The sequence below is a fragment of the Jiangella alba genome (genome assembly GCF_900106035.1).
Taxonomy (GTDB): domain Bacteria; phylum Actinomycetota; class Actinomycetes; order Jiangellales; family Jiangellaceae; genus Jiangella; species Jiangella alba.
The window spans coordinates 1557290-1580511 of sequence record NZ_FNUC01000003.1; the positions used below are offsets into that span (position 1 = coordinate 1557290).

Below are 23222 nucleotides of genomic sequence, written 5' to 3' on the forward strand. Positions count from 1 at the left end.
GCGGCGTGGGTCCACGGCGCTGTGTCTTCGTCACCAGCTGGTGGGTGGGCGCGTCGCTCGACGAGACCCGGACGTTCCTGACGTCGCCCGGACAGCGCTGGGTGGACCGGTGGCCCTGCGGCGGGTGCTCGACGGCTCGACGGCTGGGCGACGGGTGCCGAGCTGCCGGGGGAGAAGCGCCGCGCGCCACCGAACGGCGACGACGCCGACGCTGGCGACGAGCTGCCTGCGGGTGGCGAGTGGACGCGTCGCAGCACTGGGCGCGGGCTAGGTTGCCGGGCACGTTCCTGCGCGGCCGGATGTGTGACCGCGTGGCCGCGCCGCAGCGGGTGTGCGGCTGCGCCGGGTACGTTCCTGCGCGGCCGGGTGTGTGCTGCGTGGCCGTGCCGCCACGGGTGTGCGGCTGCGCCGGGCACGTTCCTGCGCCGAGTACGTTCCTGCGCGGCCGGATGTGTGACCGCGTGCCCGCGCCGCAGCGGGTGCGCGCCGCGTCGCGCACGTTCCTACGCCGCACCGGGCGCGCCGGCAAAGGGACGCCGCAGGGCGAACGCAGAACGCCCGGGCCGTCCGTGTGGACGACCCGGGCGCTCCGGTGGACCGCGGAACCGAGGCTGCTACTGCTGACCGCTGGGCAGTTCGTCGCGGGCAGAGTCGCCGTGGCCGTCGTGGTGGGCGGCCTCGAGTTCTTCCCGCGTCGGCTTCTGCACGACGTCGCCGAAGTAGAAGCGGGAGAGGCGGGCCTGGGCACGCTTGGCGCGGTAGTTCGGGTTCGGGATGCCGTTGACGTCCGTCGCGGGGCCGGGGTCGGACGGCAGCTGCCGCTCGTGCCACGTCAGCTGGTAGGCCTGCGACTGCGACAGCGGAGCGTGCAGCTCCGAGAACTCGCCGTCGGGGCTGACCATGACGATGCCGGTCTCGCGGCCGTGCATCACCTTGTCGCGATCGCGACGCTGCAGACCCAGGCAGATCCGCTTCGTCAGGAAGAACGCGAGTGGTGGCAGCACGAACACGCCGACCTGGATGAACCTGGTGATCCAGTTGACCGGGATCTCCAGGATCGTCGCGAAGAAGTCGTTACCACCGGCGATCCACAGCAGGATGTAGAAGACGATGAACGCGACACCGAGGCCCGTCCGCACCGGCACGTTGCGCGGCCGGTCCAGCAGGTGGTGCTCCCGGGTGTCGCCGGTCGCCTTCTGCTCGAGCCACGGGTACAGCGCGAGCGGCGTCAGGATGATGCCGGGCAGCAGGATCGCCGGGATCAGCACGCTCATCGTGACCGGGTGCCCGAAGACGTAGAACTCCCATGGAGGCATGACACGTAGAGCGCCGTCGAGGAAGCCGACGTACCAGTCGGGCTGGGTGCCGGCCGACACGACCGATGGATCGTACGGGCCCCACAACCAGACCGGGTTGATCTGGATCGTCGCTGCCAGCAGGACGATGACGCCCATGACGATGAACTGGAAGCCACCGGCCTTGGCCACGTAGATCGGGAAGAACGGCGCGCCGGCGACGTTGTGGTTCGTCTTGCCGGGGCCGCCCCAGTGGGTGTGCTTCTGGTACCAGAGGATCATCAGGTGCGCCGTCACCAGCGCCAGGATGAGCCCTGGAACGAGCAGGATGTGCAGGGGATAGAGCCTGGCGATGATGTCGTCGCCCGGATACTCGCCGCCGAACAGGAATGACGACATGTAGGTGCCGACGATCGGGATGGCGAGCATGCCGCCCTCGATGATCCGCAGGCCGGTGCCCGACAGCAGGTCGTCGGGGAGGGAGTAGCCGGTGAAGCCGGCCGCCACGCCCAGGACCAGCAGCACCACACCGATCAGCCAGTTGATCTCACGCGGCTTGCGGAACGCGCCGGTGAAGAACACCCGCAGCATGTGCGCCGACATCGCGGCCAGGAAGATCAGCGCGCCCCAGTGGTGCACCTGACGCATCAGCAGGCCGCCGCGCACCTCGAACGACAGCTCCAGTGTCGTCGAGTACGCCTCGGACATGCCGACGCCGCGCATCGGGAGATAGGCACCCTCGTAGGCGATGTGCGCCATGCTCGGCTTGAACCAGAGCGTCAGGAACACGCCCGACAGCAGGATCATGATGAAGCTGAACAGCGCGATCTCCCCGAGCAGGAACGACCAGTGGTCGGGGAAGACCTTGCGGATGTTGCGCTTCAGCCAGTTGGACGCGGTGATCCTCTGGTCGACGAAGTCGACGACCTTGCCGGCACCGTTGACGATGGCGCTCATCGCGTGCGCTCCCAGTAGCTCGGCCCCACGGGCTCGGTGAAGTCGCTCTGTGCGATCAGGTAGCCCTCCGAGTCTACGGCGATCGGCAGCTGCGGGAGGCTCCGCGTCGCCGGGCCGAAGATCACCTTGCCGTTGTCCGATAGATCGAACGTCGACTGGTGGCACGGGCAGAGCATGTGGTGCGTCGTCTGCTCGTAGAGGCTGATCGGGCAACCGACGTGCGTGCAGATCTTGGAGTACGCGAGGATGCCGTCGACGCCCCAGTTCTCGCGGCCGGGCGCGATGTGGATGTCCTCGGGCAGCATGCGCACCAGCATGACCGGCGACTTCGCCCGCTCGTTGATGCGCTCGGGCCCGTGCTCGGGGAGGTCCTCGAACGTCGCCGGCATGGCGTTGACCAGCTGGCCGATCTCGAGGTCGGCGGCCCGGATGGGCATGAACGTGACGTCGGTGAGGACGCGCACGCCCTCGGCCCAGATGGTGTGCTCCTTGCGCTGGGCCGGCGTCCCGCCGGTGTTGGGACCGAGGTCGCGCAGCATGATCACCGCGGGCAGCGGCAGCAGCGCCAGCGCGCCCAGCAGCGAGTTGCGGATCAGCTTGCGCCGGCCGAAGCCGGTCTCCTCGGTGCCGACCTCGAAGTCGTTCAGCGCGGCCGCGCGGGTCTCGTCGTCGCTGCGCAGCTCGTGCCGCTCGTGCACGACCTCGGGGGACGTCATCAGCGACCGCGCCCATTGGACGGCGCCGGCGCCGACGAGGAACAGCGCGAGGCCCAGCGTGAGCCCGAGCGTCAGGTTCGACACCTGGACGTCGCCGAGGTTCACACCGTTCTCGGGGTCGTCGGGGTGGATCCCGACGACCACGTAGAAGACGATGAACGCGACGGTCAGCAGCGCGGCCAGCGTGAACATGCCGGCGACCTGCCGCTCGGCGCGCCGCTCGGCCTTGTCGTCGACGTCGGTGAGCCGGGTGTCGTCGTGGTGGAGTCCGGGATCGGCGATCGGGTCGGCCGGCACCACGGCGTGCTCGCCGTGCGGAACGACCGCGTGCTCGTCACCGTTGGGGTTCACGTTGTGCGTGCTCATGCCTTCGACGACCTCGTCACGATCCAGGTGGCCATGCCGATCAGCAGGCCGATACCGACCAGCCACGCCCAGAGACCTTCGGCGACCGGGCCGGCCCGGCCGATGGCGAGGCCACCCGGGTCCGCCTCGTTCTGCACGCTGTCGAGGAACGCGATGATGTCGCGCTTGTCCTCGGGGGTGACCGTCGCGTCGTTGAACACCGGCATGGCCTGCGGGCCGGTGAGCATGGCTTCGTAGATGTGCCTCGGCTCGACGCCGGTGAGGTTCGGCGCGAACTGGCCCATCGTCAGCGCACCACCCTGACCGGTGGTGTTGTGGCACTGGGAGCAGTTGGTGCGGAACAGCTCGCCGCCGCGCGCGACGTCGCCCTGGGACGGGTCGAGGTACTGCTCGTCGGGCTCGGCCGGGCCGGGCGCCAGCGAGGCGACGAACGCGGCGAGCGCGTCGATCTGGTCCTGCGTGTACGAGACCGGCTTGCGGATGGCCTGCGCGGACGGCGCGGCCAGCGGCATGCGGCCGGTGCCGACCTGGAAGTCGACGGAGGCGGCGCCGACGCCGATCAGCGACGGGCCGAGCACGTCGCCGTTGGCGTTGATCTGGCCCTCACCGTTCAGGCCGTGGCAGGAGGAACAGCCGATGGCGAACAGCTGCCGGCCCTCTTCGATCTGCGTGGAGGAGGCGGCCTGGACGTTCTGCGACGTCGACGGCGCCAGCGCGGCGTACGCGCCGCCGGCGGTGAACAGGACGGCCACCAGCACGGCGATCGCGGCGAGCGGGTGCCGGCGCCGGGTGGACAGCAGCCGCCCGATCCGCGAGCCGCGGGGTCGGCCGGGCAACGATCTGGGCACGTCTCTCCTCGTCACTTGACCACGTAGATGGTGAGGAACAGGGCGATCCAGACGACGTCGACGAAGTGCCAGTAGTAGGACACGACGATCGTGCTGGTGGCCTGTTCGTGGGTGAACCGGCGCGTCATGAAGGTGCGACCCAGCAGGAACAGGAACGCGATGAGGCCGAGCGTGACGTGGATGCCGTGGAACCCGGTGGCCAGGTAGAAGATGGAGCCGTACGGGTCGCTGGACAACGTCAGGCCCTCGTGCAGCGCCAGCTCGGCGTACTCGAACACCTGGCCGCCGATGAAGAAGGCGCCCATGAGGAACGTCAGCACGAACCACTCGCGCATGCCCCACTTGCCCACCTGCCAGAGGCTGCCCAAGCGGCCGACCTGGCCTCGCTCGGCCCGCAACACGCCCAACTGGCAGGTGACCGAAGACAGCACCAGAACGGTGGTGTTCACCAGCGAGAAGGGGACGTTGAGCAGCTCGGACTGCTGTTCCCAGAGGGCAGGGGCGTTGGACCGGAGCGTGAAGTAGATCGCGAACAGGGCCGCGAAGAACATCAGCTCACTGGACAGCCACACGATGACCCCGACGGCGACGAGATTCGGTCGCTCGGGTTGCCTCGTGTGGGCAGCGTCGACGGCGGTTGCAGAAGCCACGCCCGTCATTATGTCGGTCGCAGTTCGCGAGCACGACAGGACCCCGGGGTTGAGAGTTCCCGGCGTGTCCCTTCCATCCTGCGCGGTCGCAGAAAGTTAAGCAAGCCTTACCTCAGTGATCGGACGGCGAGATGGTCCTCGCCGCGCGGCGGGCGCGCACCGGTACCATCGTCTCGACCAGCCAGCCAGCCGAGAGATCCCAGCGAGGACCCGCAGGATGAGCAGCACCGAGCCGACCACGACGATCCTCGTCTACAGCGACGACCGCACCACGCGCGAGCAGGTGCGGCTGGCCATCGGCCGGCGTCCGGCCGCGGACCTGCCGAAGGTCGAGTTCGTCGAGGTCGCCACGCCAGCCGTCGCCATGCGGACGCTCGACGCCGGCGGCATCGACATCGCCGTGCTCGACGGCGAGGCCGTCCCGGCCGGCGGCATGGGCCTGGCCCGCACCATCAAGGAGGAGATCTACAACGCTCCGCCCGTGCTGGTGCTGATCGGCCGCCCGCAGGACGCCTGGCTGGCGACGTGGTCGCGGGCCGAGGCGGTCGTGTCGCACCCGCTCGACCCCATCGCCGTCGCGTCGGCCGTGGCCGGCCTCATGCGGCGCCGCGCGTCCGACGTCACCGCCACCTCATGAGCGAGACGCAGCAGACCTGGCCCGCCGTCCTGACGGCGCTGGTCGCGGGCGACGACCTCTCCACCGAGGCGGCCGCCTGGGCGATGGGCGAGATCATGCGCGGCGAGGCGACGCCGGTGCAGATCGCCGGGTTCGCGGTCGCGCTGCGTGCCAAGGGTGAGACCGTCACCGAGCTCGAGGGTCTGGTCCGGGCCATGTACGAGGTCGCGACGCCGTTCCCCGACCCCGGTCCCGCCCTGGACATCGTCGGCACCGGCGGCGACCGCGCGCACACCGTCAACATCTCCACCATGGCGGCCATCGCCGCGGCTGGGGCCGGTGCGCGCGTCGTCAAGCACGGCAACCGTGCGGCGTCCTCGCTGTGCGGGTCGGCCGACCTGCTGGAGGGGCTCGGCGTCCGGCTCGATCTCCCGGCCGCGCGGGTGGCCGAGATCGCCGTCGAGGCCGGCATCACGTTCTGCTTCGCCCCGGCGTTCCACCCGTCGCTGCGGCACGCGTCGACGGCGCGCGCCGAGCTGGGCATCCAGACGACGTTCAACATGCTCGGCCCGATGGCCAACCCGGCCCGGCCCAGCGCCCAGGCCGTCGGCGTGGCCGACCCGCGGGTGGCGGCGCTGATCGCCGGCGTGCTGGCCGGACGCGGCACGTCCGCCCTGGTCTTCCGCGGCGACGACGGCCTCGACGAACTGACCACCACGACGACGTCGCGGGTATGGGTCGTGCGCGACGGCGACGTGACGGAAGAGCGGTTCGACCCGACGTCGCTGGGCATCGCGCCGGTGCCGGCCGAGGCCCTGCGCGGCGGCGACGTCGCCTACAACGTCGGCGTGGCCCGGCGGTTCGTCGGCGGCGAGAAGGGTCCGGTGCGTGACGCGGTGCTGCTCAACGCCGCGGCGGGGCTGGCGGCCTACGACGCACTGGACGGGTCGCTGACCGACCGGCTGGCGGCGGGCCTGGAGAAGGCCACAGCAGCCATCGACTCCGGCGCGGCCCAGCAGGTGCTGGACCGCTGGGTGGCCGCCGCCTCCGCCTGACGCCGGGCGCTTCTGGCGCTGGTGAGCCGGGAACCGCTGGTCAGCGGGAACCACCGGTGAGCCGGGAACCGCTGGTCAGCCGGATTTCCGCCGAGTCTGTCGGTGCCCGCCCCTAGGGTGGGCCCCACCCGGGCCGGGCGGGTCATGCCTACCACGCTCGACTTGCACCGGCCACGCGCTCACGACGGCTCGAACCCCGGCGGCTGAGCCGTGTCGGCTTCAACCCGGCGGACGAACGCGTCGGCGCGGAGTGGCCGGCTGCGCACCGGTGACTGGCCGCGACCAGCTGCGCGCCGGTGACCGGCCATCCGGCCGCGACCGGCGGCCCAGCGGCGACCGGCTGCTCGGCGGCGACCGGCTGCTCGGCGGCGACCAACTGCGCGCCGGCGACCGGCCGCTCGGCGGCGACCGGCCGCCCAGCGGCGGACCTCGTCAGTCCTCGGCGCCGAGGGCGAACGCGGCCTCGAGGTCGTGCTTGGAGTAGGTGCGGAAGGCGATGTGCGTCTCGGTGTTGAGCACGCCGTCGACCTTGTTGAGGCGGTCGGCGACGACCTCGGCGATGGCGTCGTGGGTGCGCACCCGGACCAGGGCGACGAGGTCGATGTCGCCGGTGACCGAGTAGACCTCGCTGACGCCGTCGAGGGCGGCGATCTCCGTCGCGACCTCCGGGATGCGCGCGACGTCGGCCTGAATGAACACGATGGCGGTGATCACGTGATGTCTCCTCGGGGTGTACCGGTACGGCGCCGACACTACCGCTAGCGCAGCGGCCGCAGGGGACGCCGGTCGGCGAACGGGCGGGCGGCGCGTTGATCGTCCTCGCGGGCGTCGGCGACGGCGGTGTAGGCGCCCGCGCCGGGCCAGGGGAGCGTCCAGACGCCGTCGACGCGGACGAGGCGGGTGCCGGGGGTCTCGAGCCAGCGCAGCACGCACTCAGTCTCCTCGGCGGTGGCGGCGGGCAGCGGCGACGGCGCCGGCTGCACCGTCTCGGCCGTCGCGACGAGGGCCTCGACGGCCGGGCGTGGGTCGACGCCGGGCGGGGTGACCTCGGCGCCGGCCAGCCGGCCGTGCCGGATGACGTGCAGCTCCCACCCACCCACCTCACGTCGGCGAGCCGCCACCAGTTGCGGCACCGACGCCAGCGACGCCATGCGCTGCGACCGCACGAGGGACCGCACCAGCGTGGCCAGCCGGTCGCGCCGGACCGCGGCCTCCTCGTAGCGTTCCTGGCCGGCGAGCGCCGTGATGCGCTCCAGCAGCCGGCGCACCAGCGGGCCGGGGTCGCCGGTGAACGCCTCGCGCACCTGGTCGACGTGCACCGCGTACTCCGCCGCCGACTCGGCACCCGTGCACGGCGCGCCGCAGCGGCCCATGTCGGCCAGGATGCACGCCGCCGACGACGGCGACGCGGACAGCCGTTGCGTGCACTGGCGGATCGGCACCGCCTCGTGGATGGCCGTCATGGCCGCCTCGGCGATGCGCCGCGACCCGAATGGCCCGAGGTAGGCCGAGCCGTCGTCGCGGACCTGCCGGACCAGCGACAGCCGCGGGAACGCCTCGACGGTGAGCTTGAGCCAGCTGCCGCGTTCGGGGAACCGCGACCGCCGGTTGTACCGGGGCTTGCGCTCGGCGATGAGCCGCAGCTCGCGGACCTCGGCCTCCAGCGGCGTGGCGCACTGGATGCCCGTGACGCCGGTGGCGATGGAGACCATCTCGGTCATGCGCGGCCGGGTCTCGGACGCCGTGAAGTAGGTGCGCACGCGGGTGCGCATGTCCTTGCTCTTGCCGACGTAGAGGGTCTCGCCGTCGGGCGCGGTGAACATGTAGACGCCGGGCGCGTGCGGCAGTTGCTCGGACAGGTGCCGCTTCTGCCGCTGCGCCACCGTGACCTTGCTCTGCCAGAGCGCCAGCTCTTCGACGGTGTGCACGCCGACGTTGCCGAGCCGCTCCAGCAGCCCGTGCAGCACGTCGACCGTGGCCCGGGCGTCGGCCAGCGCCCGGTGGTTGGGCGTGGTGGAGGCGTGGAACAGCCGGGCCAGCGTGGACAGCTTGCAGTCGCGGGCTTCGTCGCGCGAGAGCACCCGGCGGGCCAGCCGCGCGGTGTCGAGCACCTGGAACGTGGGCCAGAGGGTGCCGGTGACCTCGCACGCGGCCTTGAGGAACCCGACGTCGAACGGCGCGTTGTGCGCGACGAGGACGCTGCCGCGGGCGAACTCGAGGAAGGCCGGGAGCGCTGACTGGATGCGCGGCGCGCCGGCCACCATGTAGTCGGTGATGCCGGTGAGCACGGCGATGAACGGCGGGATGGACGACGCCGGGCGGACGAGCGTGTCGAACTCGCCGACGACCTCGCCGCCACGGACCTTCACCGCCCCGATCTCGGTGATCTCGTTGCCGTCGGGCCCGCCGCCCGTGGTCTCGAGGTCGACCACGACGAACGTGGTGGAGACCAGCGGCATGCCGATCTCGTCGAGCGTGCCCTGGATGGCCACGGCCGTCATGTCGCACCCCTCTCGGTCGGTCGGCCACCTGATGCGCACAGTAGGCACCGGCACTGACAATCTCCGGGCACGACCCGCCGTCGGACGGCCTACGCTGGGCGGGAACACGTCCGACGACCCGACGCCGAGGAGCAGCCCATGCCCGTTCCCCAGCCGTCCGAGACCACTCGGTGGCGCTGCGCGCAGTGCGGCAACCTGACCCGGTTCGACGTCGTGCGATCCAGCCGCGTGCGCGAGTTCGTCCACGTCGACCTCGCCGGCGACCCGAAGGTCGAGGAGACCGACGTGCTCGCCGAGTCCGTCGAGCGGGTGGTCTGCCGGTGGTGCGGTGGTGAGGGAACGGTGGAGCTCGTCGCGCGCCCAGATTCCGCGTGAGCACCCTGCCCGACTCGGTGCGATCGCGGCTGGTCGCACTGGGGTCGGACGTGCTGGGCGCGCTGCCCGCGGGTGACGTGCCGGGGGTGCTGCGGCCGGTCGCGAAGTTCGCGGCGGCCAAACGGGCTCGCCTCGGCGGCAGCGCCATCGCGTCGGCCCTCGACACCGAGCCGGGGTTTCGCCGCCGTGTCCTCGACACCGCGTCCGCCGCCGACCCCGCCCTCGCCAAGGCGCTGGAGTCGGGTACGGCGCCGGCCGCCGCCGACCCCGTCGACGTCGCCGTCCTCGCCTATCTGCTGCGGCCGGACGGCTGGGAGGCGATGGTCGAGTCCGCCGCCGCCTCCGTCCGTCACGGCGACGACGCCGCCCGGCTCACCCGCGAGGCGGCCGCGGCCGAGCGGCTGCGCGAACAGCTCGACGCGGCCCGCGCGGCCACGCGGGAGTTGCGCACGACCATGCGGGCCGAGATCGACCGCGTCAAGGCCGAGAACACCATGCTGCGGCGGCGCATCCAGGAGACCCGCGAACGCCTGAGCGAGGCCCGTCAGCAGGAACGCGACGAACAGCAGGACGCCGGCCGCGAACTGTCCGACGCCCGCGCCGCCCTCCGCGCCGCCGAGACCGAGGTCCGCCGGCTGCGCACCCGCCTGTCCGACGCCGAGGCCGCCCTCGAAGCGGCCCGCCGCAGCGGCCGGGCCGAACGCGGCCTCGGCACCGCCCGCCTGGCGCTCTTACTCGACACCCTCGGCGACGCCGCGGCGGGCCTGCGCCGCGAGCTGGCGCTACCGGCCTCCACGCTGGCGCCCGCCGACACCGTCGAGGCGGTCATCCCCGGCAGCCCTCTGGACGGCGGCGCGGTCGGCCGCGCCCGGGCGGCCGACGAGCCCGGCTACCTCGACGAGCTGCTGTCCTTGCCGCGCGTCCACCTCGTCGTCGACGGCTACAACGTCACCAAGGCCGCCTGGCCGACCATGCCGCTGGACTCCCAGCGCTCCCGGCTCGCGCAGGGGCTGGCGGCGGTGTCGGCGCGGACGGGCGCCGAGGTCACCCTGGTCTTCGACGGCGCGGACGTGACGGTGCCGCCGCCGGTCGCGGGGACGGGGATCCGGGTGCGGTTCAGCCCGGTGGGGCAGACGGCGGACGAGCTGATCCGGCGCCTGGTGCGGGCCGAGCCGCAGGGCCGCCCGGTCATCGTGGTCTCGTCCGACCGCGAGATCGCCGACGGCGTCCGCCGCCCCGGCGTACGTAGCGTCGAAGCGGTAGCGCTGATCGGCCTGCTCCGGCAGTGAGCGCGCCGCCGCGGTCAGTGAACGGCCAGCGAACCGGGACCAACAGCGGTGTCACCCGCCACGTCGGATGACGACGTCGGCGTCATGGTGGTGACGACGAAGCCGGTCTGCTCGTCGGCGACGTCGCTGTGCCGACGTGATCGTGATCCGGCCTGGAGAGGTGACATGGGCCTGGGACGTGAGGGCAGGCCAGGACCGTGGCGCCCGGGAAACCGGCGCACGCCCCGGAAACCGGCGCTTACGCCCCGGAAACGGGGTCTATCCGCCGGTCGCCGGGGCGTGCGACGGCTTCCCGGGCGTCAGCGATCGGTGGGCCGGCCAGCGGGCGGACGGGAGATCGCGAGGCACCCGACCGTCCCGGCACCGTGACGACGTCGCCGCCACCGCGCCGGCCCACGCCCCGCCTGGCCAGCGTGCTCTCAGTGGACCAGGACCAACAGCGGAGCCGGTGGCCGTGCGCGAAGCGAACCCGTGAGCGGCCGACGGACCGCGGCCAACAGCGGAGCCGGTGGCCGTGCGCGAAGCGAACCCGTGAGCGGCCGACGGACCGCGGCCAACAGCGGAGCCGGTGGCCGTGCGCGAAGCGAACCCGTGAGCGGCCGACGGACCGCGGCCAACAGCGGAGCCGGTGGCCGTGCGCGAAGCGAACCCGTGAGCGGCCGACGGACCGCGGCCAACAGCGGAGCCGGTGGCCGTGCGCGAAGCGAACCCGTGAGCGGCCGACGGACCGCGGCCAACAGCGGAGCCGGTGGCCGTGCGCGAAGCGAACCCGTGAGCGGCCGACGGACCGCGGCCAACAGCGGAGCCGGTGGCCGTGCGCGAAGCGAACCCGTGAGCGGCCAGCGAACCAGAAGACCAGCAGACCTAGAAGCCCGGGCCCATTGTTCGGCCGGCCCCCTGACGCTGCTTTCACGGGGGCGCGGGCGGCCGGGTCAAGCGGTCCTCCGACCGCGCGAAGCGCCAACAAAGAGGTCCGCTTGAGGCGGCCTCCCGCGCCCTCGACAATCGAGAGCAGCAGGGGGCAGGCCAGCGCGGCAGACCCAGCCAACGAGAGCCCGGCAAACCGAAACCGGCCAACCGAAACCCCAGCCACCAGGAACCCCAGAAACCACTCTGGCAACACCGACCCCACCTGCGCATACTCCGGTCGCCCACCGACTTTGTCGGACCCTGCCCCTAACGTTCTTGATCAGCGGGGAGGACGGCTCGCCGCGGAAGGCGCGAAAGGGAGGGACGTCATGCACATCGACTGCGACCGCTGCGAGATGCGGGGCCTGGCGTGTTCTGACTGCGTGGTCTCGGTGCTCCTGGGGCCCATCGACAACGAGTTGGGTGGTGAGGAGCGTCAGGCGCTCGGTGTGCTCGCCGACGCCGGGCTGGTACCTCCGTTGCGTCTGGTCGTGACAGAGAGTGACATCGCGGCGAGAAATTCCGCCGAAACCCCCGCCAGGGATTTGCGGGAGGCGCGTGAGGCTGGCTAGGCTCCCGGCCCAGGTGCCTGTATCCCGCCCCGAGGAAGGACCAGAGTGCCTGAGCCAGGTGGTCACCCCCGCCGTCCGCGCCGCGCGCTAGTCGTGCTGTGCACCACCGCGGTCAGCGTCGCTGGGGGCATGGCCTTCATCAACCAGAGCAACGCCGATCCGAAGCCGACGATCTCCGAGGTCAGGGAACAGGTCGACAGCCTGTACCACCAGGCGGAGCAGGCGACGGAGCGGTACAACGCCGCTACTGACGAGCTCACCGAGGTGAAGCGCCGCATCGAGCGGGCGCAGGCGTCGGTCGAGCGGCAACAGGCGGCGGTCGACGCCGTGCGGGCGCAGATCGGCGCGTATGCCGCGGCCACGTACCGGTCCGGCGGCATCGTCGACCCCACGCTGCAGACGCTGCTGGCCGAGAGCCCCGAAGACTTCCTCGCGCAGTCGTCGGTCATGAACGCGTTCGCCGGTCAGCAGGCCGAGAGCCTGGCCAGCGCCGCCGACGTGAGCCGCAGCTACGAGACGGCCCGCCTCATGGCCGACGAAGAGCTGACCCGCCAGCAGGCCGTCGAGGCCACGCTGAAGTCGGAGCAGGCGACCGTCGAGGGGCTGCTGGCCGACGCGCAGGAGATTCTCGACCAGCTCGAGGCCGAAGAGCTCGAGCAGCTGGAAGAGGACCGCGAGGAGAACGCCGAGGTCCCCGACCGCGGCGAGGACGACGAGACCGACGAGGACGAAGACACCCCGACCGACCCGCCGCCGGTGTCCGGCCGCGCGGGCGTCGTGGTCGAGTTCGCGATGGCGCAGGTCGGCGAGCCCTACGCGTGGGGCGGCAACGGCCCGAACAGCTGGGACTGCTCCGGTCTGACGTCCGCCGCCTGGGCCGAGGCCGGGGTGAGCCTGCCGCGCTCGTCCGGCTCCCAGATCAACGTCGGCACCCGCGTCTCGAAGAGCCAGCTCGAGCCCGGCGACCTCGTCTTCTACTACAGCCCCATCAGCCACGTCGGCATCTACATCGGCGGCGGCGAGATCGTGCACGCCACCCACCCGGGTGACGTCGTGAGCGTCGACGACGTCGACCTCATGCCGTTCGCGGGCGCCACTCGGCCGGGCTGACCGAGCATACCCAGACGCAGCGAGAGCCGGGCGCCCCCAGGGGCGTCCGGCTCTATTCGTTCCCAGGCTCAGAGGATCGGACGAGACACCCGTGACGCCGTTGTCACGGGCGCTCGCTCCACCGGTTGCTCTCGCGGTGCAACCGCTGATCGATGCGACGTCAGCCGACGCTGATGGCGTGCGCCAACTGCCAGCTGATGAACCACGTGCCGGCCAGGATCACAGCGAACACGGCCAGCCGCATCAGAGCGCTCTCGATGCGCAGAGAACTCTGTTGCCGTAGTGCGTCACGCATGGTCGATCACCCCCGGACTTCTCAACCTCAAACCGGCAGGTCTATACCGGCCTGCATCAAGGATGAGGTCAGATGACTTCGGGGTCGATGGAGCGAGCGTCTACTTACGTATCGACCGAACGGAGGACGTCCGTCACAGTCGGTGACTGCGCGTCACGGAGTGTCACAAGAACCGCCTCGATGTCACGGAAGCGCGTCCTGGTGTCACATTACCCCGGTTGCGCCTCTTCACCATGGCTCAACAGCCCAGCTCTCACGGCGGCCATGATCGCCTGGGCCCGGTTGGACGCGTTGAGCTTGTCGTAGAGCTTCGAGACGTGGGTCTTCGTGGTCGATTCACTGATGTACAGCTTGCGGGCGATGCTCGACACGCCGAGGCCGTCGGCGAGGAGGTCGAGCACCTCGCGCTCGCGCCGGGTCAGCTGCGGCCCGGTGGGGTGCAGCCGGCGCTGCATGGCCTCGGCCAGGCCGTCGGCGACGAAGGCGGACGGGGTGGCGGCGGCGTGGCGGGCGGCGGCGACGACGTCGTCGCTGGGCGAGCTCTTCGGCACGAACGCCGAGGCGCCCGCGTCGAGGGCGCCGAACAGGTGGTCGTCCCCGGCGTACATGGTGAGGATGACCAGGCCGATGTCGCCGCGGGTCTCCCGGAGCCGTTGAGCCAGCTCCAGGCCGCTGCCATCGGGCAGCCGGATGTCGATGACCGCCACCGTGGGTTGGGTGGCCTCGGCGAGCTTCGCCGCCTCGGCGACGGTGGCCGCCTCGCCGACCACGGTGAACCCGGCGTCTCGCTCGAAGGCGCGGCGCAGGCCTTGGCGGATGAGCTCATGGTCGTCCACGAGCATGACCGACATGGGCACGGTTGTTACCCCTCTCCGGAAACGTTGCCGAGGGATACGTCGACGACCGTACCGCTCTCGGGCCTGTCTGTGATCTCGAGCTTTGCGCCGACTCGCCGGGCCCGCTCGGCCATGATCTCCAGACCGTAGCGGCCACGTGGCTGCTCTCGCATGCCCATGCCGTCATCGACGACGCGAATCTGCGCATTGGGCGGGCTGACCGCGACGGTCACCCACAGGTTCTTCGCCTTGGCGTGTTTGCGGACGTTGGTGATGGCCTCCTGGCCGATGCGCAGCAGCTCGGCCTCGACCTCGGGACGCAGGCGGTCGTGCTCTTCCTGGTGCACGAGGTGGACCTTCAGCCCGGCCTGGGCGCCCACCTGGCGGGCGTAGGCCGACAGCGACGTGCCGAGGCCGCCGTCGTGGTCGAGGTCGCTGCGCAGGTCGAAGATCGAGTGCCGCAGGTTCGACAGGATGCGGGTGAGCTCCTGTCGCAGGGTGGTCGACAGCGACTTCGCGTCGGCGTCGGTGGTGCGTGCGATGAGGTCGTCGACGAGGTAGCCCAGCGAGGTCAGCTCCTGGGCGATGCCGTCGTGGATCTCCCGAGCCAGCCGGCGCCGCTCCTCGCGGGTGGCCAGCTCGCGCACCTCGTCGAAGAGCAGCGCGGTCTCGAGCCGCAGCGCGCCCTCATCGGTGGACCCGACGAGCACCTGCAGCTCGTCGGACGAGACCTGGTCGGGCACGTCGGCGACGATGACGCCCATGGTGCGCGACCCGACCCGCAGCGGCAGCACGACGCGGTAGCCGCGGCGGCCGTTGGGGGTCCAGGCGGGTGTCTCGCTGCTCCACGCCTCGAGGACGACGGGGTCGCGCTCGGCGCCGAGCAGCCAGCCGTCGTCCTCGCCGCGGTGGGCGAGCGGGAACAGGTTGCCGCCCTCGCGCCGCACCAGCAGGGCGGCCCGACGGACCGCGAGCGGCCCGGCGACGTTGTCGAGCAGTCCCTCCGCCAGCGTGCCCGGGTCGAGGCCGACGGAGAGCCGGCGCGACACCACCCGCAGCTCGGACAACAGGCGGTACGCGGCGGCGTAACGCCCGCCGTCGGCGACCTGGATGCTGTCGAGCCGCAGCACCCACGCACCGATGGCGCCGGTGGCGAAGATGATGACGACCCAGACGGAGACGCTGCCGAACGTGGGCAGCTCGATCAGGTTGCCGCCGGCCAGCACGTTGCCGATGGCCAGGCCGATCGCGCCGGTGAGCGTGGTGATGGCGGTGCCCATGATGCTGCCGGCCAGTCCGGCGGCGAACGCCGGCACCAGCAGGTAGGGGAGGGCGAGGTAGGCCTCGGGCAGGCCGAGTCCGACGATGATCGACGCGAGCGCCATCTCCGCGGCCACGCGCACGCGGGTGCGCGGCAGGATGCGCTCGGAGATGGCCGCCGCCAGCGCGACGAGGGCCAGCGCGCCCAGCCACCACCAGTCGGTGACGACGCTGCGGGCCGATCCGGTGAGGGCGATGACGAGTGCGAGCATGCCGGGGCGCGCGACGGCCACGCCATGCCAATGACGCTGGACGGAATCGGGGGCCCACACACTCACAGGCGGCAGTTTGCCGTAAAACTTCGATCCACGAGTTCCGAATCGCGGCATGTGCCCGTAGTTCGAGACGGCAAAAACGTGATCCGGGCCACAGGGCCGTTCGTTACTGGCAGTGACGGGTCGGAAACGGACTGTGACGCTGTGACGCCGTCTTCGCTTCGGGTCGCGCACCCGCCGGAAGTACGTTATAGGCCCGATTCGGGCGGTGCGATTTCCGCCGCCGAAACGGACATCGCGGCCTCAGCCGCGCGGGTCGGTCACCGCGCCGAGGAAGACGATGGCGCCGGTCTGGGTGTCGGAGATGGTGAACGCGAACGGACGGTCGGCGCGGAAGCTCTGGCCGGCCGACTCCAGCATCACCCCGCCGGTGACGGCGGCCGCCTCGGTGCCGGCCTCGTCGACCCGGAGGTACGTCTTCTGCACGACCGGCCCGAGGAACGGGTTCTCCGGCGACATCGGGGTGAAGTCACCGCCGTCGAACGCGCTGTTCATGCCGAGCGCACGGAGCGGGTCGTTGAGGTCGGCCTTCCATTGCAGCTCGAACCGGGGCAGCGCGAGGTCGCCGATCTTCGCCGGCTGGAGCGCGGCGACGGCGTCGGCCCACTCCACGGCGTCCAGCGACCCGAGCAGCCGCGGCAGCGGCACGTCCTCGTCGGGGAGCAGGATCTCCATGGCGTAGCGTTCGTCCTCGCCGTAGGGCAGCCGGAGCATGCGGTAGCCGTCGCGCTGGACGACGGGGACGGAGACCTCGGTGCGGTGCATGAGCGGCACCGTCGCCGTGCTCCCGTCAGAGAGCCGGAAACCGCCGTCGCGGGTGTCGGCGGGGTCGAACTGCGTGGTCCAGGTACCGAGGAAGTAAACGGCGTTCAGCAGCACCAGGACGGCGTCGCCGCTGGGCAGTCCGAGGTCGGCGGCGATGCCGTCGATGCGGTCCTCGGTCTGTTCGCGTACCCAGGAGTCGATCTCGTCGGCCGTCTCCTGGGACCCGAGGTCGGCGTCGTCGACGGTGGCGCCGAAGGAGTCGCGGGCGAAGGCGAGGTAGTTCGCCTCGAACGGGTACCCGTCGCGCGCCCACAGCGCGTTGGCGACGGACAGTGTGACGTCGTCGGTGTCGGCCAGGTCGCGCAGCAGGGCGCCGACCCGGACGTCGCGGGAGTCGTCGAGGTGCAGGACGGCGGCCATCTCGTCCGCCGTCCGGCCGCCGGCCCCGGCCAGCACCATGGCCAGCAGCGCGGCCGCCGACACCGGCGACGTGACGGTGTTCTGGGTGCCGTCGCCGACCTGGGCCAGCAGGTCGAAGCCGAACTGGTTGACCGACGACGCGACGGCGCCGGTGTCGGCCGGGTCGAGCTCGGTGACCAGTCGCAGCGACGCGGGTCGCCGGTGGGCTCGGGTCGCGGCCTCAGCCGCGCGGGTCGGTCACCGCGCCGAGGAAGACGATGGCGCCGGTCTGGGTGTCGGAGATGGTGAACGCGAACGGACGGTCGGCGCGGAAGCTCTGGCCGGCCGAGCTGCGGGTGACGCCGCCGGTGACGGCCGCGGCCTCGGTGCCGGCTTCGTCGACCCGGATGTAGGTCTTGTGCACGACGGAGTCGAGCGTCTGCGGGTACGCCGACATCGGCCGGAAGTCGGCGTTCTGGAAGGCGGGGCCCATGCCGAGCGCCGTCAGCGCGTCGCCGAGGTCGGCGTCCCACTCGAGCTCGAACTTCGGCACCGCGACGGTCTGCAGCTCCTGCGGCGCCAGCGCGCCCACGGCGGCCGACCACTCGGCGGCGTCGAGGGACGAGAGCAGCTGCGGCAGGCCGGCGGGGTCGTCGGGGAGCAGGATCTCCATGCCGTAGCGGCCGTCGGCGCCGTAGGGCAGCCGAAGCACGGAGTAGCCGTCGCGCTGGGCGAACGGCAGCGTCTGCTCGCGCAGGAACATCAGCGGCACGTCGGCCGTGCTGGCGTCGGGCAGCGTGAACGCCTGCGTCTGGGTGTCGGCGGGGTCGAACTGCGTGGTCCACGTGCCGAGGAAGTAGACCGCGTTGACGAGCACCAGCGCCGCGTCGGGGTCGGGCAGCCCGAGGTCGGCGGCGATGCCGTCGATGCGGTCCTCGGTGGCGTCGCGCACCCAGGCATCGATGTCGTCGGCGGTGGACTGCGACCCGAGGTCGGCTTCGTCGATGGTCGCGCCGAAGGAGTCGCGGACGAACGACAGGTAGTCGGCCTCGAACGGGACGCCCTGCTGCGTCCACAGCGCGTTGGCCGGCGCCAGCGTGACGTCGGTGGTGTCGGCCAGCTGGTCGAGCAGCGCACCGACCCGGACGTCGCGAGGGTCGTCGAGGTGCAGTGTCGCCGCCATGGCGGAGGCGGTGTCGCCGCCGGCCCCGGCCAGCACCATGGCCAGCAGCGACGCCACCGAGACGGGGGAGGTGACGGTGTTCTCGGTGCCGTCGCTCAGCTGCCCGAGCAGGTCGAAGCCGAACTGGTTGACCGACGCCGCGACGGTGCCGGCGTCGGCCGGCGCGAGGTCGGCGACGACGTCGATGCGCGGCGCCGGCCCCGGGTCGGCGGTGCGGGTGCTCGTGGGTGCGGCGTCCGCCCCGCCGGAGCCGTCAGCCCCGTCGTCAGCCGCGGAACCGCAGCCGGCCAGCAGCAACGCGCTGGCGAGCGCCGCGCCGGCCACGCGGGGCAGGGACATGAGCGCACCTCCGGGAACGAGTCAACCATGCTCCTTCACTTGGACGTCGCCGGAGACGGGTCGGTTGCCGGGAAGATCGGCGAAGTAGAACCGCGACGCGAGCGCCCGGGGCCGGTCGGCGCGGTAGCGCGGGTTCGGGACGCCGTTGTCGTCGGAGGCCGCGACGGCGCCGGCCGGCACCAGCGCCTCGCGTGGCGCTCGCCGCTGCGCCTCCTGTGCCGTCAGCGGCCGGTGCAGCTCGCTGAACCCGCCCTCGGGGCTGACGACGACGATGCCGGTGGCGTGCCCGTGCCGCAGCTCGTCCAGGTCGCGCAGCCGCAGCCCCAGCAGGATCCGCTTCGTCACCCAGAACGCCAGCGGCGGCACGACCACGACGGCCACCTGCAGGAACCGGACCAGCGGGTCGAGCGGGACGTGCAGCAGCGTGGCGACGACGTCGGTGGCGCCGGCGATCCACAGCACCAGGTAGAACGCGACGAACGCCGCCACCAGGGCCGTGCGCACCGGCAGGTCGCGGGGCCGGTCGAGGACGTCGGGGTCGCGGCGGTCGCGGGTGGCCCACTGCTCGAACCACGGGTACAGCGCGAGCGTCCCCATCAGGATCCCGGGCAGCACCATGACCGGGATCAGGACGCTCAGCGTCAGCGTGTAGCCGAACACGTCCACCTCCCACGGCGGCATCAGCCGCACCGCGCCGTCGAGGAACCCGAGGTACCACGGCGGACGGCTGCCGGCCGGCGCCTGCGAGGCGTCGAACGGCCCCCACAGCCAGACCGGGTTGACCTGCACGAGCGCCGACATCGCGACGATCGCGCCGGAGACCAGCAGCGCCAGCCCGCCCATGCGGACGGCGTACCGGCGCGGCGGGTCGCCGTCGACGGGCGGTGCGGCCCGCCACCGCCGGTACGCCAGCAGCGCCCAGGCGGCGCCCAGGCCCACGATCAGCACCGGCAGCACCCACACGTGCATCGTGTTCAGCCGCCCGATGATCTGGTCGCCGGGGAACTCGTCGCCGAACACCAGCCACGACAGCCAGGTGCCCACGACCGGCGTGGCCAGCAGGTACCCCTCGGTGACCCGCAGGCCGGTGCCGGACTGCAGGTCGTCCGGCAGCGAGTGGCCGAGGTACGCCTCGGCGATGCTCAGCACCAGCAGCGCCAGCAGGATCAGCCAGACGAGGCGCCGGTAGCCGCGGAACGCGCCGGCCAGGAACACCCGCAGCAGGTGCGCCGACAACGCCGCGATGAACACCAGCGACGCCCAGTGGTGCACCTGGCGGACCAGCAGGCCGCCCGGCACCTCCATCGAGATGCGCACCGTCGACGCGTACGCCTCGGACATCGTCACGCCGCGCAGCGGTGCGTAGTCGCCGGCGTAGACGACCGGCCGCATGGACGGCTCGAACCAGAACGCCAGCAGCACTCCGGACACCAGCACCAGCAGGAAGCTGACCACGGCCAGGGGGACGAACAGGTCCGTCCACCGCCGTGGTCCGCGGATCCGGGCCGGTCGTCCGTGCCGGTCGGCCAGGCCGACCACCGCGGTGACCAGCCGGTGTCTCGTCAGGTCGGGCATGTCGCACTCCTCGCGATCGCTCCTACTACTAGGACCGATGCGCGGCGCGGATTGTGACATGACCTCCATCACGTCCGTAGGCTGCGCTGATGGCTCCGGCGATCGATCTCGTGGACGACACGTTCGTGGTCGCCGAGCGGGCCGAGCTGGCCGCGTACGTCCGCGACCCCGCCGTCGCGCGCGCCTGGTGGCCGCGCCTGACGCTCGCCGTCCAGCAGGACCGCGGCCTCGAGGGCGTGCGCTGGACGATCGGCGGTGAGCTGGCCGGCAGCACCGAGCTGTGGCTGGAACGGTACGGCGACGGCGTCCTGGTGCACTGGTTCCTGCGCGCCGACCCGACGTCGCCGCGGGCCCGGCCGGACCGCCTGGCCCGCCGCTACACCGTCGCCTTCAAGACCCGCATCCACGAGCTGAAGGACCGGCTGGAGCACGGACGACCGGCCGGCGTGCCGCGGCTGCCCCCGGCTCGATAGTCTGCGATCTCCGCCGTCCGGCTGATGGGACACTTTCACACATGGCTGCGCAGACCACGTCGAGCATCGTCGTCGCCGCGACCCCGGCCGCGATCATGGCCGTGATCGCCGACCTCGAGGCGTACCCGGAATGGACCGCGTCGGTCCGCGAGGTCGAGGTGCTGACGGTCTACGAGGACACCGGGCGGCCGGGCGAGGCGAAGTTCGTCCTCGACGCCGGCCCCATCAAGGACCGCTACACGCTGTCCTACGAGTGGGACGGCGACGACGAGGTCCGGTGGACGCTGGTCGAGGGCGGGCTGATCCGCGAGCTGGACGGCTCGTACGCGCTGGCCGCCGTCGACGACGCGACCACCGAGGTGACGTACCAGCTGACGGTCGACGTCTCGATCCCGATGCTCGGGCTGATGAAGCGCAAGGCGGAGAAGGTCATCATCGACACGGCTCTGAAAGAGCTGAAGAAGCGGGTCGAGGGAGTGGACGAGTGAGCCTCACCATCGGGGTCGATGTCGGCGGCACCAAGATCGCGGCCGGCGTCGTGGACGAGAAGGGCGTCATCGGGACGCGGGCACGGCGCGAGACGCCGTCGCACGATCCCGGGGCGATCGTCGAGACGATCATCGAGGTGACCAAGGAGCTGGCCGCCCAGCACGACGTCGACGCCGTCGGCGTCGGGTCGGCCGGGTTCGTCGACTCCGCCCGCTCCCGCGTGCTGTTCGCGCCGAACCTCGCCTGGCGCGACATCCCGGTCCGCGACCAGGTCGCCACCGCGACCGGACTCCCGACCGTCGTCGAGAACGACGCCAACGCGGCCGCCTGGGGCGAATTCCGCTTCGGCGCCGCCGAGGACGTCGACGACATGATCCTGCTGACCATCGGCACCGGCGTCGGCGGCGGCGTGGTGCTCGACGGCAAGATCTACCGCGGCGCGCACGGCATCGCGGCCGAGCTCGGGCACATGCGGCTGGTGCCCGACGGCCACCTCTGCGGCTGCGGGCTGCGCGGCTGCATCGAGGCGTACGCCAGCGGCACCGCGCTGGTCCGCGAGGCGCGCGAGGCGGCCAGCCTGCCGTCGGCCGAGCGGCTGCTGGAGCGGGCCGGCGGCGACGTCCAGCGCATCACCGGCCCCATGGTCACCGAGCTGGCCCAGGCCGGCGACGAGCTGGCGATCGTGCTGATCGCGGAGGTCGGGCGCTGGCTGGGCGAGGCGATGGGCTCGTTCACGGCGGTCTTCGACCCGGCGACGTTCGTCATCGGCGGCGGCGTGTCCGCGGCCGGCGACCTCCTGCTCAGCCCGGCCGTCGAGGCGCTGCGCAAGAACACCACCGGCGCCGGTCACCGGCCGGAGCCGGAGGTGCGGGTGGCGACGCTCGGCAACGACGCCGGCGTCATCGGCGCGGCCGACCTCGCCCGGGTGTGACCGGCATCGAGCTGCGGGTCGTCAGCTACAACGTCCGCGGGCTGCGCAACGACGGCGCCGCCGTCGCGCGGGTGCTGCGGGAGCTGGACCCGGATGTCGTCTTCATCCAGGAGCTGCCCCGGGTCGTGCTGTGGCGCGGCCGGGCGGCGTCGTTCGCCCGCCGGGCCGACCTGCTGTACGCGGCTGGCGGCGGCTCGACCGGCGGGACGGCGCTGTTCACCGCCGTGCGGGTGGACCTGCGCGAGGTGCAGGAACACCGGCTGCGGCGCACGCCCGGCCTGACCCGCCGCGGCGTGGTGCTGGCCCGCCTGGAGAAGGACGGCGTCGCGTTCGGGGCCGGCTCGCTGCACCTCGGCCTGGACGCCGGCGAGCGGGCCCGGCACCTGACCGACCTCACCGGCCTGGTCAACCGCCTAGACCTGCCGGCGACGGTGCTCGGCGGCGGCCTCAACGAGCCGCCCGAGGCGTCGACGTGGACCCGGCTGGCCTCGCAGTACGCCGACGCGGGCGCCTCGGACCCGACGCCGACGTACTCGGTGGCGCGGCCGCGGCGGCGCGTCGACGGCATCTTCGTCCGCGGCGCCGAGGTGACCTCCTACCGCGTCGTCGACACCCCGGACGTGCGGGCGGCGAGCGATCACTTCCCGGTGGTGGCGGAGCTTCGGCTCGCCTGACGGTGGTGGCGGGTCCGCGGGGCCGGGTGGAGTCGGTTCGTGGGGGTTGACCTGGGTGCCAACTGTTGGCCGTGGTGTCAACATGCGAGCACGGTTGTCGGGCTGGGCCGGGCCGAGGTGGCCTTCTCACGCGATGTCGGCACCCGGGATGTGCGGGCAGCGAGCGACCATTTCGCGGTGGTGGCGGTTCCGCGGGGCCGGGTGGAGTCGGTTCGTGGGGGTTGACCTGGGTGCCAACTGTTGGCCGTGGTGTCAACACGCGAACGCGGTTGTCGGGTTGGGTCGGGCCGAGGTGGCCTTCTCACGCGTTGTCGGCACCCGGGATGTGCGGGCGGCGAGCGACCGCTTTCCGGTGGTGGCGGAGCTTCGGCTCGCCTGACGGGGGTGGCGGTTCCGCGGGGCCGGGTGG

At 72.1% G+C, this 23222-nt stretch carries 22 protein-coding genes; 10 read left to right on the plus strand and 12 right to left on the minus strand.

Translation table 11 applies throughout. The features are described from left to right. Window positions 1–614 precede the first annotated feature (614 nt). The 4 genes from qcrB to ctaE are packed head-to-tail and all read right to left on the minus strand — an operon-like array spanning window position 615 to window position 4841. Window positions 615–2252, minus strand: coding sequence for a cytochrome bc1 complex cytochrome b subunit (qcrB, locus tag BLV02_RS09665; RefSeq protein ID WP_069115266.1), 1638 nt, complete (start codon window positions 2250–2252; stop codon window positions 615–617). After that, window positions 2249–3334: a cytochrome bc1 complex Rieske iron-sulfur subunit gene (gene qcrA / locus BLV02_RS09670; RefSeq protein ID WP_069115267.1), complete on the minus strand. Its 1086-nt coding sequence runs from the start codon at window positions 3332–3334 to the stop codon at window positions 2249–2251. Before qcrA ends, qcrB begins: the two co-directional genes overlap by 4 nt. Continuing rightward, window positions 3331–4182 (minus strand): cytochrome bc1 complex diheme cytochrome c subunit, encoded by an 852-nt coding sequence (gene qcrC, locus BLV02_RS09675; protein WP_245737720.1) that lies wholly within the window; start codon window positions 4180–4182, stop codon window positions 3331–3333. Before qcrC ends, qcrA begins: the two co-directional genes overlap by 4 nt. 11 nt (window positions 4183–4193) lie before the next feature. Beyond that, on the minus strand, window positions 4194–4841 hold the full coding sequence (gene ctaE, locus BLV02_RS09680; protein WP_074946261.1) for an aa3-type cytochrome oxidase subunit III: 648 nt from the start codon (window positions 4839–4841) through the stop codon (window positions 4194–4196). 208 nt (window positions 4842–5049) lie between these two features. On the opposite strand from ctaE, the gene BLV02_RS09685 reads away from it, so the two are divergent. After that, window positions 5050–5469: a hypothetical protein gene (locus BLV02_RS09685; protein WP_069115268.1), complete on the plus strand. Its 420-nt coding sequence runs from the start codon at window positions 5050–5052 to the stop codon at window positions 5467–5469. Beyond that, a complete protein-coding gene (trpD, locus tag BLV02_RS09690; protein ID WP_069115269.1) occupies window positions 5466–6503 on the plus strand; it encodes an anthranilate phosphoribosyltransferase in 1038 nt (345 codons plus the stop codon). Before BLV02_RS09685 ends, trpD begins: the two co-directional genes overlap by 4 nt. Before the next feature lie 432 nt (window positions 6504–6935). On the opposite strand, the gene BLV02_RS09700 is transcribed toward trpD, so the two are convergent. Further along, window positions 6936–7217 (minus strand): Lrp/AsnC family transcriptional regulator, encoded by a 282-nt coding sequence (locus BLV02_RS09700; RefSeq protein WP_053206009.1) that lies wholly within the window; start codon window positions 7215–7217, stop codon window positions 6936–6938. A 44-nt stretch (window positions 7218–7261) separates the two neighbouring features. Then, window positions 7262–9004: a DEDD exonuclease domain-containing protein gene (locus tag BLV02_RS09705; protein WP_069115271.1), complete on the minus strand. Its 1743-nt coding sequence runs from the start codon at window positions 9002–9004 to the stop codon at window positions 7262–7264. Between the two features lie 138 nt (window positions 9005–9142). Between BLV02_RS09705 and BLV02_RS09710 the strand changes: the two genes are divergently transcribed. The 4 genes from BLV02_RS09710 (at window position 9143) to BLV02_RS09725 (ending at window position 13259) form a co-directional block, all read left to right on the plus strand. Further along, window positions 9143–9379, plus strand: a complete 237-nt coding sequence (locus BLV02_RS09710; protein ID WP_053206007.1) for a hypothetical protein — start codon at window positions 9143–9145, stop codon at window positions 9377–9379. After that, a complete protein-coding gene (locus tag BLV02_RS09715; RefSeq protein WP_069115272.1) occupies window positions 9376–10668 on the plus strand; it encodes an NYN domain-containing protein in 1293 nt (430 codons plus the stop codon). Before BLV02_RS09710 ends, BLV02_RS09715 begins: the two co-directional genes overlap by 4 nt. Before the next feature lie 1238 nt (window positions 10669–11906). Then, window positions 11907–12149 carry a hypothetical protein gene (locus tag BLV02_RS09720; RefSeq protein ID WP_069115273.1) on the plus strand — a complete coding sequence of 81 codons (243 nt, stop codon included), beginning with the start codon at window positions 11907–11909 and terminating at the stop codon, window positions 12147–12149. Window positions 12150–12278: 129 nt separating this feature from the next. Continuing rightward, window positions 12279–13259: a C40 family peptidase gene (locus tag BLV02_RS09725; protein WP_141711894.1), complete on the plus strand. Its 981-nt coding sequence runs from the start codon at window positions 12279–12281 to the stop codon at window positions 13257–13259. 160 nt (window positions 13260–13419) lie between these two features. On the opposite strand, the gene BLV02_RS37995 is transcribed toward BLV02_RS09725, so the two are convergent. The 6 genes from BLV02_RS37995 to BLV02_RS09750 form a co-directional block, all read right to left on the minus strand. Beyond that, window positions 13420–13554, minus strand: a complete 135-nt coding sequence (locus tag BLV02_RS37995; protein ID WP_281243372.1) for a hypothetical protein — start codon at window positions 13552–13554, stop codon at window positions 13420–13422. Window positions 13555–13763: 209 nt separating this feature from the next. Beyond that, window positions 13764–14405, minus strand: a complete 642-nt coding sequence (locus tag BLV02_RS09730; RefSeq protein WP_069115275.1) for a response regulator transcription factor — start codon at window positions 14403–14405, stop codon at window positions 13764–13766. A gap of 11 nt (window positions 14406–14416) precedes the next feature. Next, window positions 14417–15943: a GAF domain-containing sensor histidine kinase gene (locus BLV02_RS09735; RefSeq protein ID WP_083289285.1), complete on the minus strand. Its 1527-nt coding sequence runs from the start codon at window positions 15941–15943 to the stop codon at window positions 14417–14419. Window positions 15944–16228: 285 nt separating this feature from the next. After that, window positions 16229–17356, minus strand: a complete 1128-nt coding sequence (locus tag BLV02_RS09740; RefSeq protein ID WP_083289286.1) for a serpin family protein — start codon at window positions 17354–17356, stop codon at window positions 16229–16231. Between the two features lie 34 nt (window positions 17357–17390). After that, window positions 17391–18671, minus strand: a complete 1281-nt coding sequence (locus tag BLV02_RS09745) for a serpin family protein (RefSeq protein WP_069115278.1) — start codon at window positions 18669–18671, stop codon at window positions 17391–17393. Window positions 18672–18692: 21 nt separating this feature from the next. Then, window positions 18693–20246, minus strand: a complete 1554-nt coding sequence (locus BLV02_RS09750; RefSeq protein WP_069115279.1) for a cytochrome b — start codon at window positions 20244–20246, stop codon at window positions 18693–18695. 89 nt (window positions 20247–20335) lie between these two features. Between BLV02_RS09750 and BLV02_RS09755 the strand changes: the two genes are divergently transcribed. The 4 genes from BLV02_RS09755 to BLV02_RS09770 are packed head-to-tail and all read left to right on the plus strand — an operon-like array spanning window position 20336 to window position 22813. Next, on the plus strand, window positions 20336–20719 hold the full coding sequence (locus BLV02_RS09755; RefSeq protein WP_069115280.1) for a hypothetical protein: 384 nt from the start codon (window positions 20336–20338) through the stop codon (window positions 20717–20719). A gap of 41 nt (window positions 20720–20760) precedes the next feature. Next, window positions 20761–21207 (plus strand): SRPBCC family protein, encoded by a 447-nt coding sequence (locus tag BLV02_RS09760; protein ID WP_069115281.1) that lies wholly within the window; start codon window positions 20761–20763, stop codon window positions 21205–21207. Beyond that, window positions 21204–22139: an ROK family glucokinase gene (locus BLV02_RS09765; RefSeq protein WP_069115282.1), complete on the plus strand. Its 936-nt coding sequence runs from the start codon at window positions 21204–21206 to the stop codon at window positions 22137–22139. The genes BLV02_RS09760 and BLV02_RS09765 overlap by 4 nt, the downstream gene beginning before the upstream one ends. After that, window positions 22136–22813, plus strand: coding sequence for an endonuclease/exonuclease/phosphatase family protein (locus tag BLV02_RS09770; protein ID WP_069115283.1), 678 nt, complete (start codon window positions 22136–22138; stop codon window positions 22811–22813). Before BLV02_RS09765 ends, BLV02_RS09770 begins: the two co-directional genes overlap by 4 nt. Window positions 22814–23222 lie beyond the last annotated feature (409 nt).

Bases quoted from the DNA above. Each gene is read 5' to 3' on its own strand.
- qcrB (WP_069115266.1), bottom strand. From the start codon at position 2,252: ATGAGCGCCATCGTCAACGGTGCCGGCAAGGTCGTCGACTTCGTCGAC.
- qcrA (WP_069115267.1), bottom strand. From the start codon at position 3,334: ATGAGCACGCACAACGTGAACCCCAACGGTGACGAGCACGCGGTCGTT.
- ctaE (WP_074946261.1), bottom strand. From the start codon at position 4,841: ATGACGGGCGTGGCTTCTGCAACCGCCGTCGACGCTGCCCACACGAGG.
- BLV02_RS09685 (WP_069115268.1), top strand. From the start codon at position 5,050: ATGAGCAGCACCGAGCCGACCACGACGATCCTCGTCTACAGCGACGAC.
- trpD (WP_069115269.1), top strand. From the start codon at position 5,466: ATGAGCGAGACGCAGCAGACCTGGCCCGCCGTCCTGACGGCGCTGGTC.
- BLV02_RS09705 (WP_069115271.1), bottom strand. From the start codon at position 9,004: ATGACGGCCGTGGCCATCCAGGGCACGCTCGACGAGATCGGCATGCCG.
- BLV02_RS09710 (WP_053206007.1), top strand. From the start codon at position 9,143: ATGCCCGTTCCCCAGCCGTCCGAGACCACTCGGTGGCGCTGCGCGCAG.
- BLV02_RS09720 (WP_069115273.1), top strand. From the start codon at position 11,907: ATGCACATCGACTGCGACCGCTGCGAGATGCGGGGCCTGGCGTGTTCT.
- BLV02_RS09725 (WP_141711894.1), top strand. From the start codon at position 12,279: ATGGCCTTCATCAACCAGAGCAACGCCGATCCGAAGCCGACGATCTCC.
- BLV02_RS37995 (WP_281243372.1), bottom strand. From the start codon at position 13,554: ATGCGTGACGCACTACGGCAACAGAGTTCTCTGCGCATCGAGAGCGCT.
- BLV02_RS09730 (WP_069115275.1), bottom strand. From the start codon at position 14,405: ATGTCGGTCATGCTCGTGGACGACCATGAGCTCATCCGCCAAGGCCTG.
- BLV02_RS09745 (WP_069115278.1), bottom strand. From the start codon at position 18,671: ATGTCCCTGCCCCGCGTGGCCGGCGCGGCGCTCGCCAGCGCGTTGCTG.
- BLV02_RS09750 (WP_069115279.1), bottom strand. From the start codon at position 20,246: ATGCCCGACCTGACGAGACACCGGCTGGTCACCGCGGTGGTCGGCCTG.
- BLV02_RS09755 (WP_069115280.1), top strand. From the start codon at position 20,336: ATGGCTCCGGCGATCGATCTCGTGGACGACACGTTCGTGGTCGCCGAG.
- BLV02_RS09760 (WP_069115281.1), top strand. From the start codon at position 20,761: ATGGCTGCGCAGACCACGTCGAGCATCGTCGTCGCCGCGACCCCGGCC.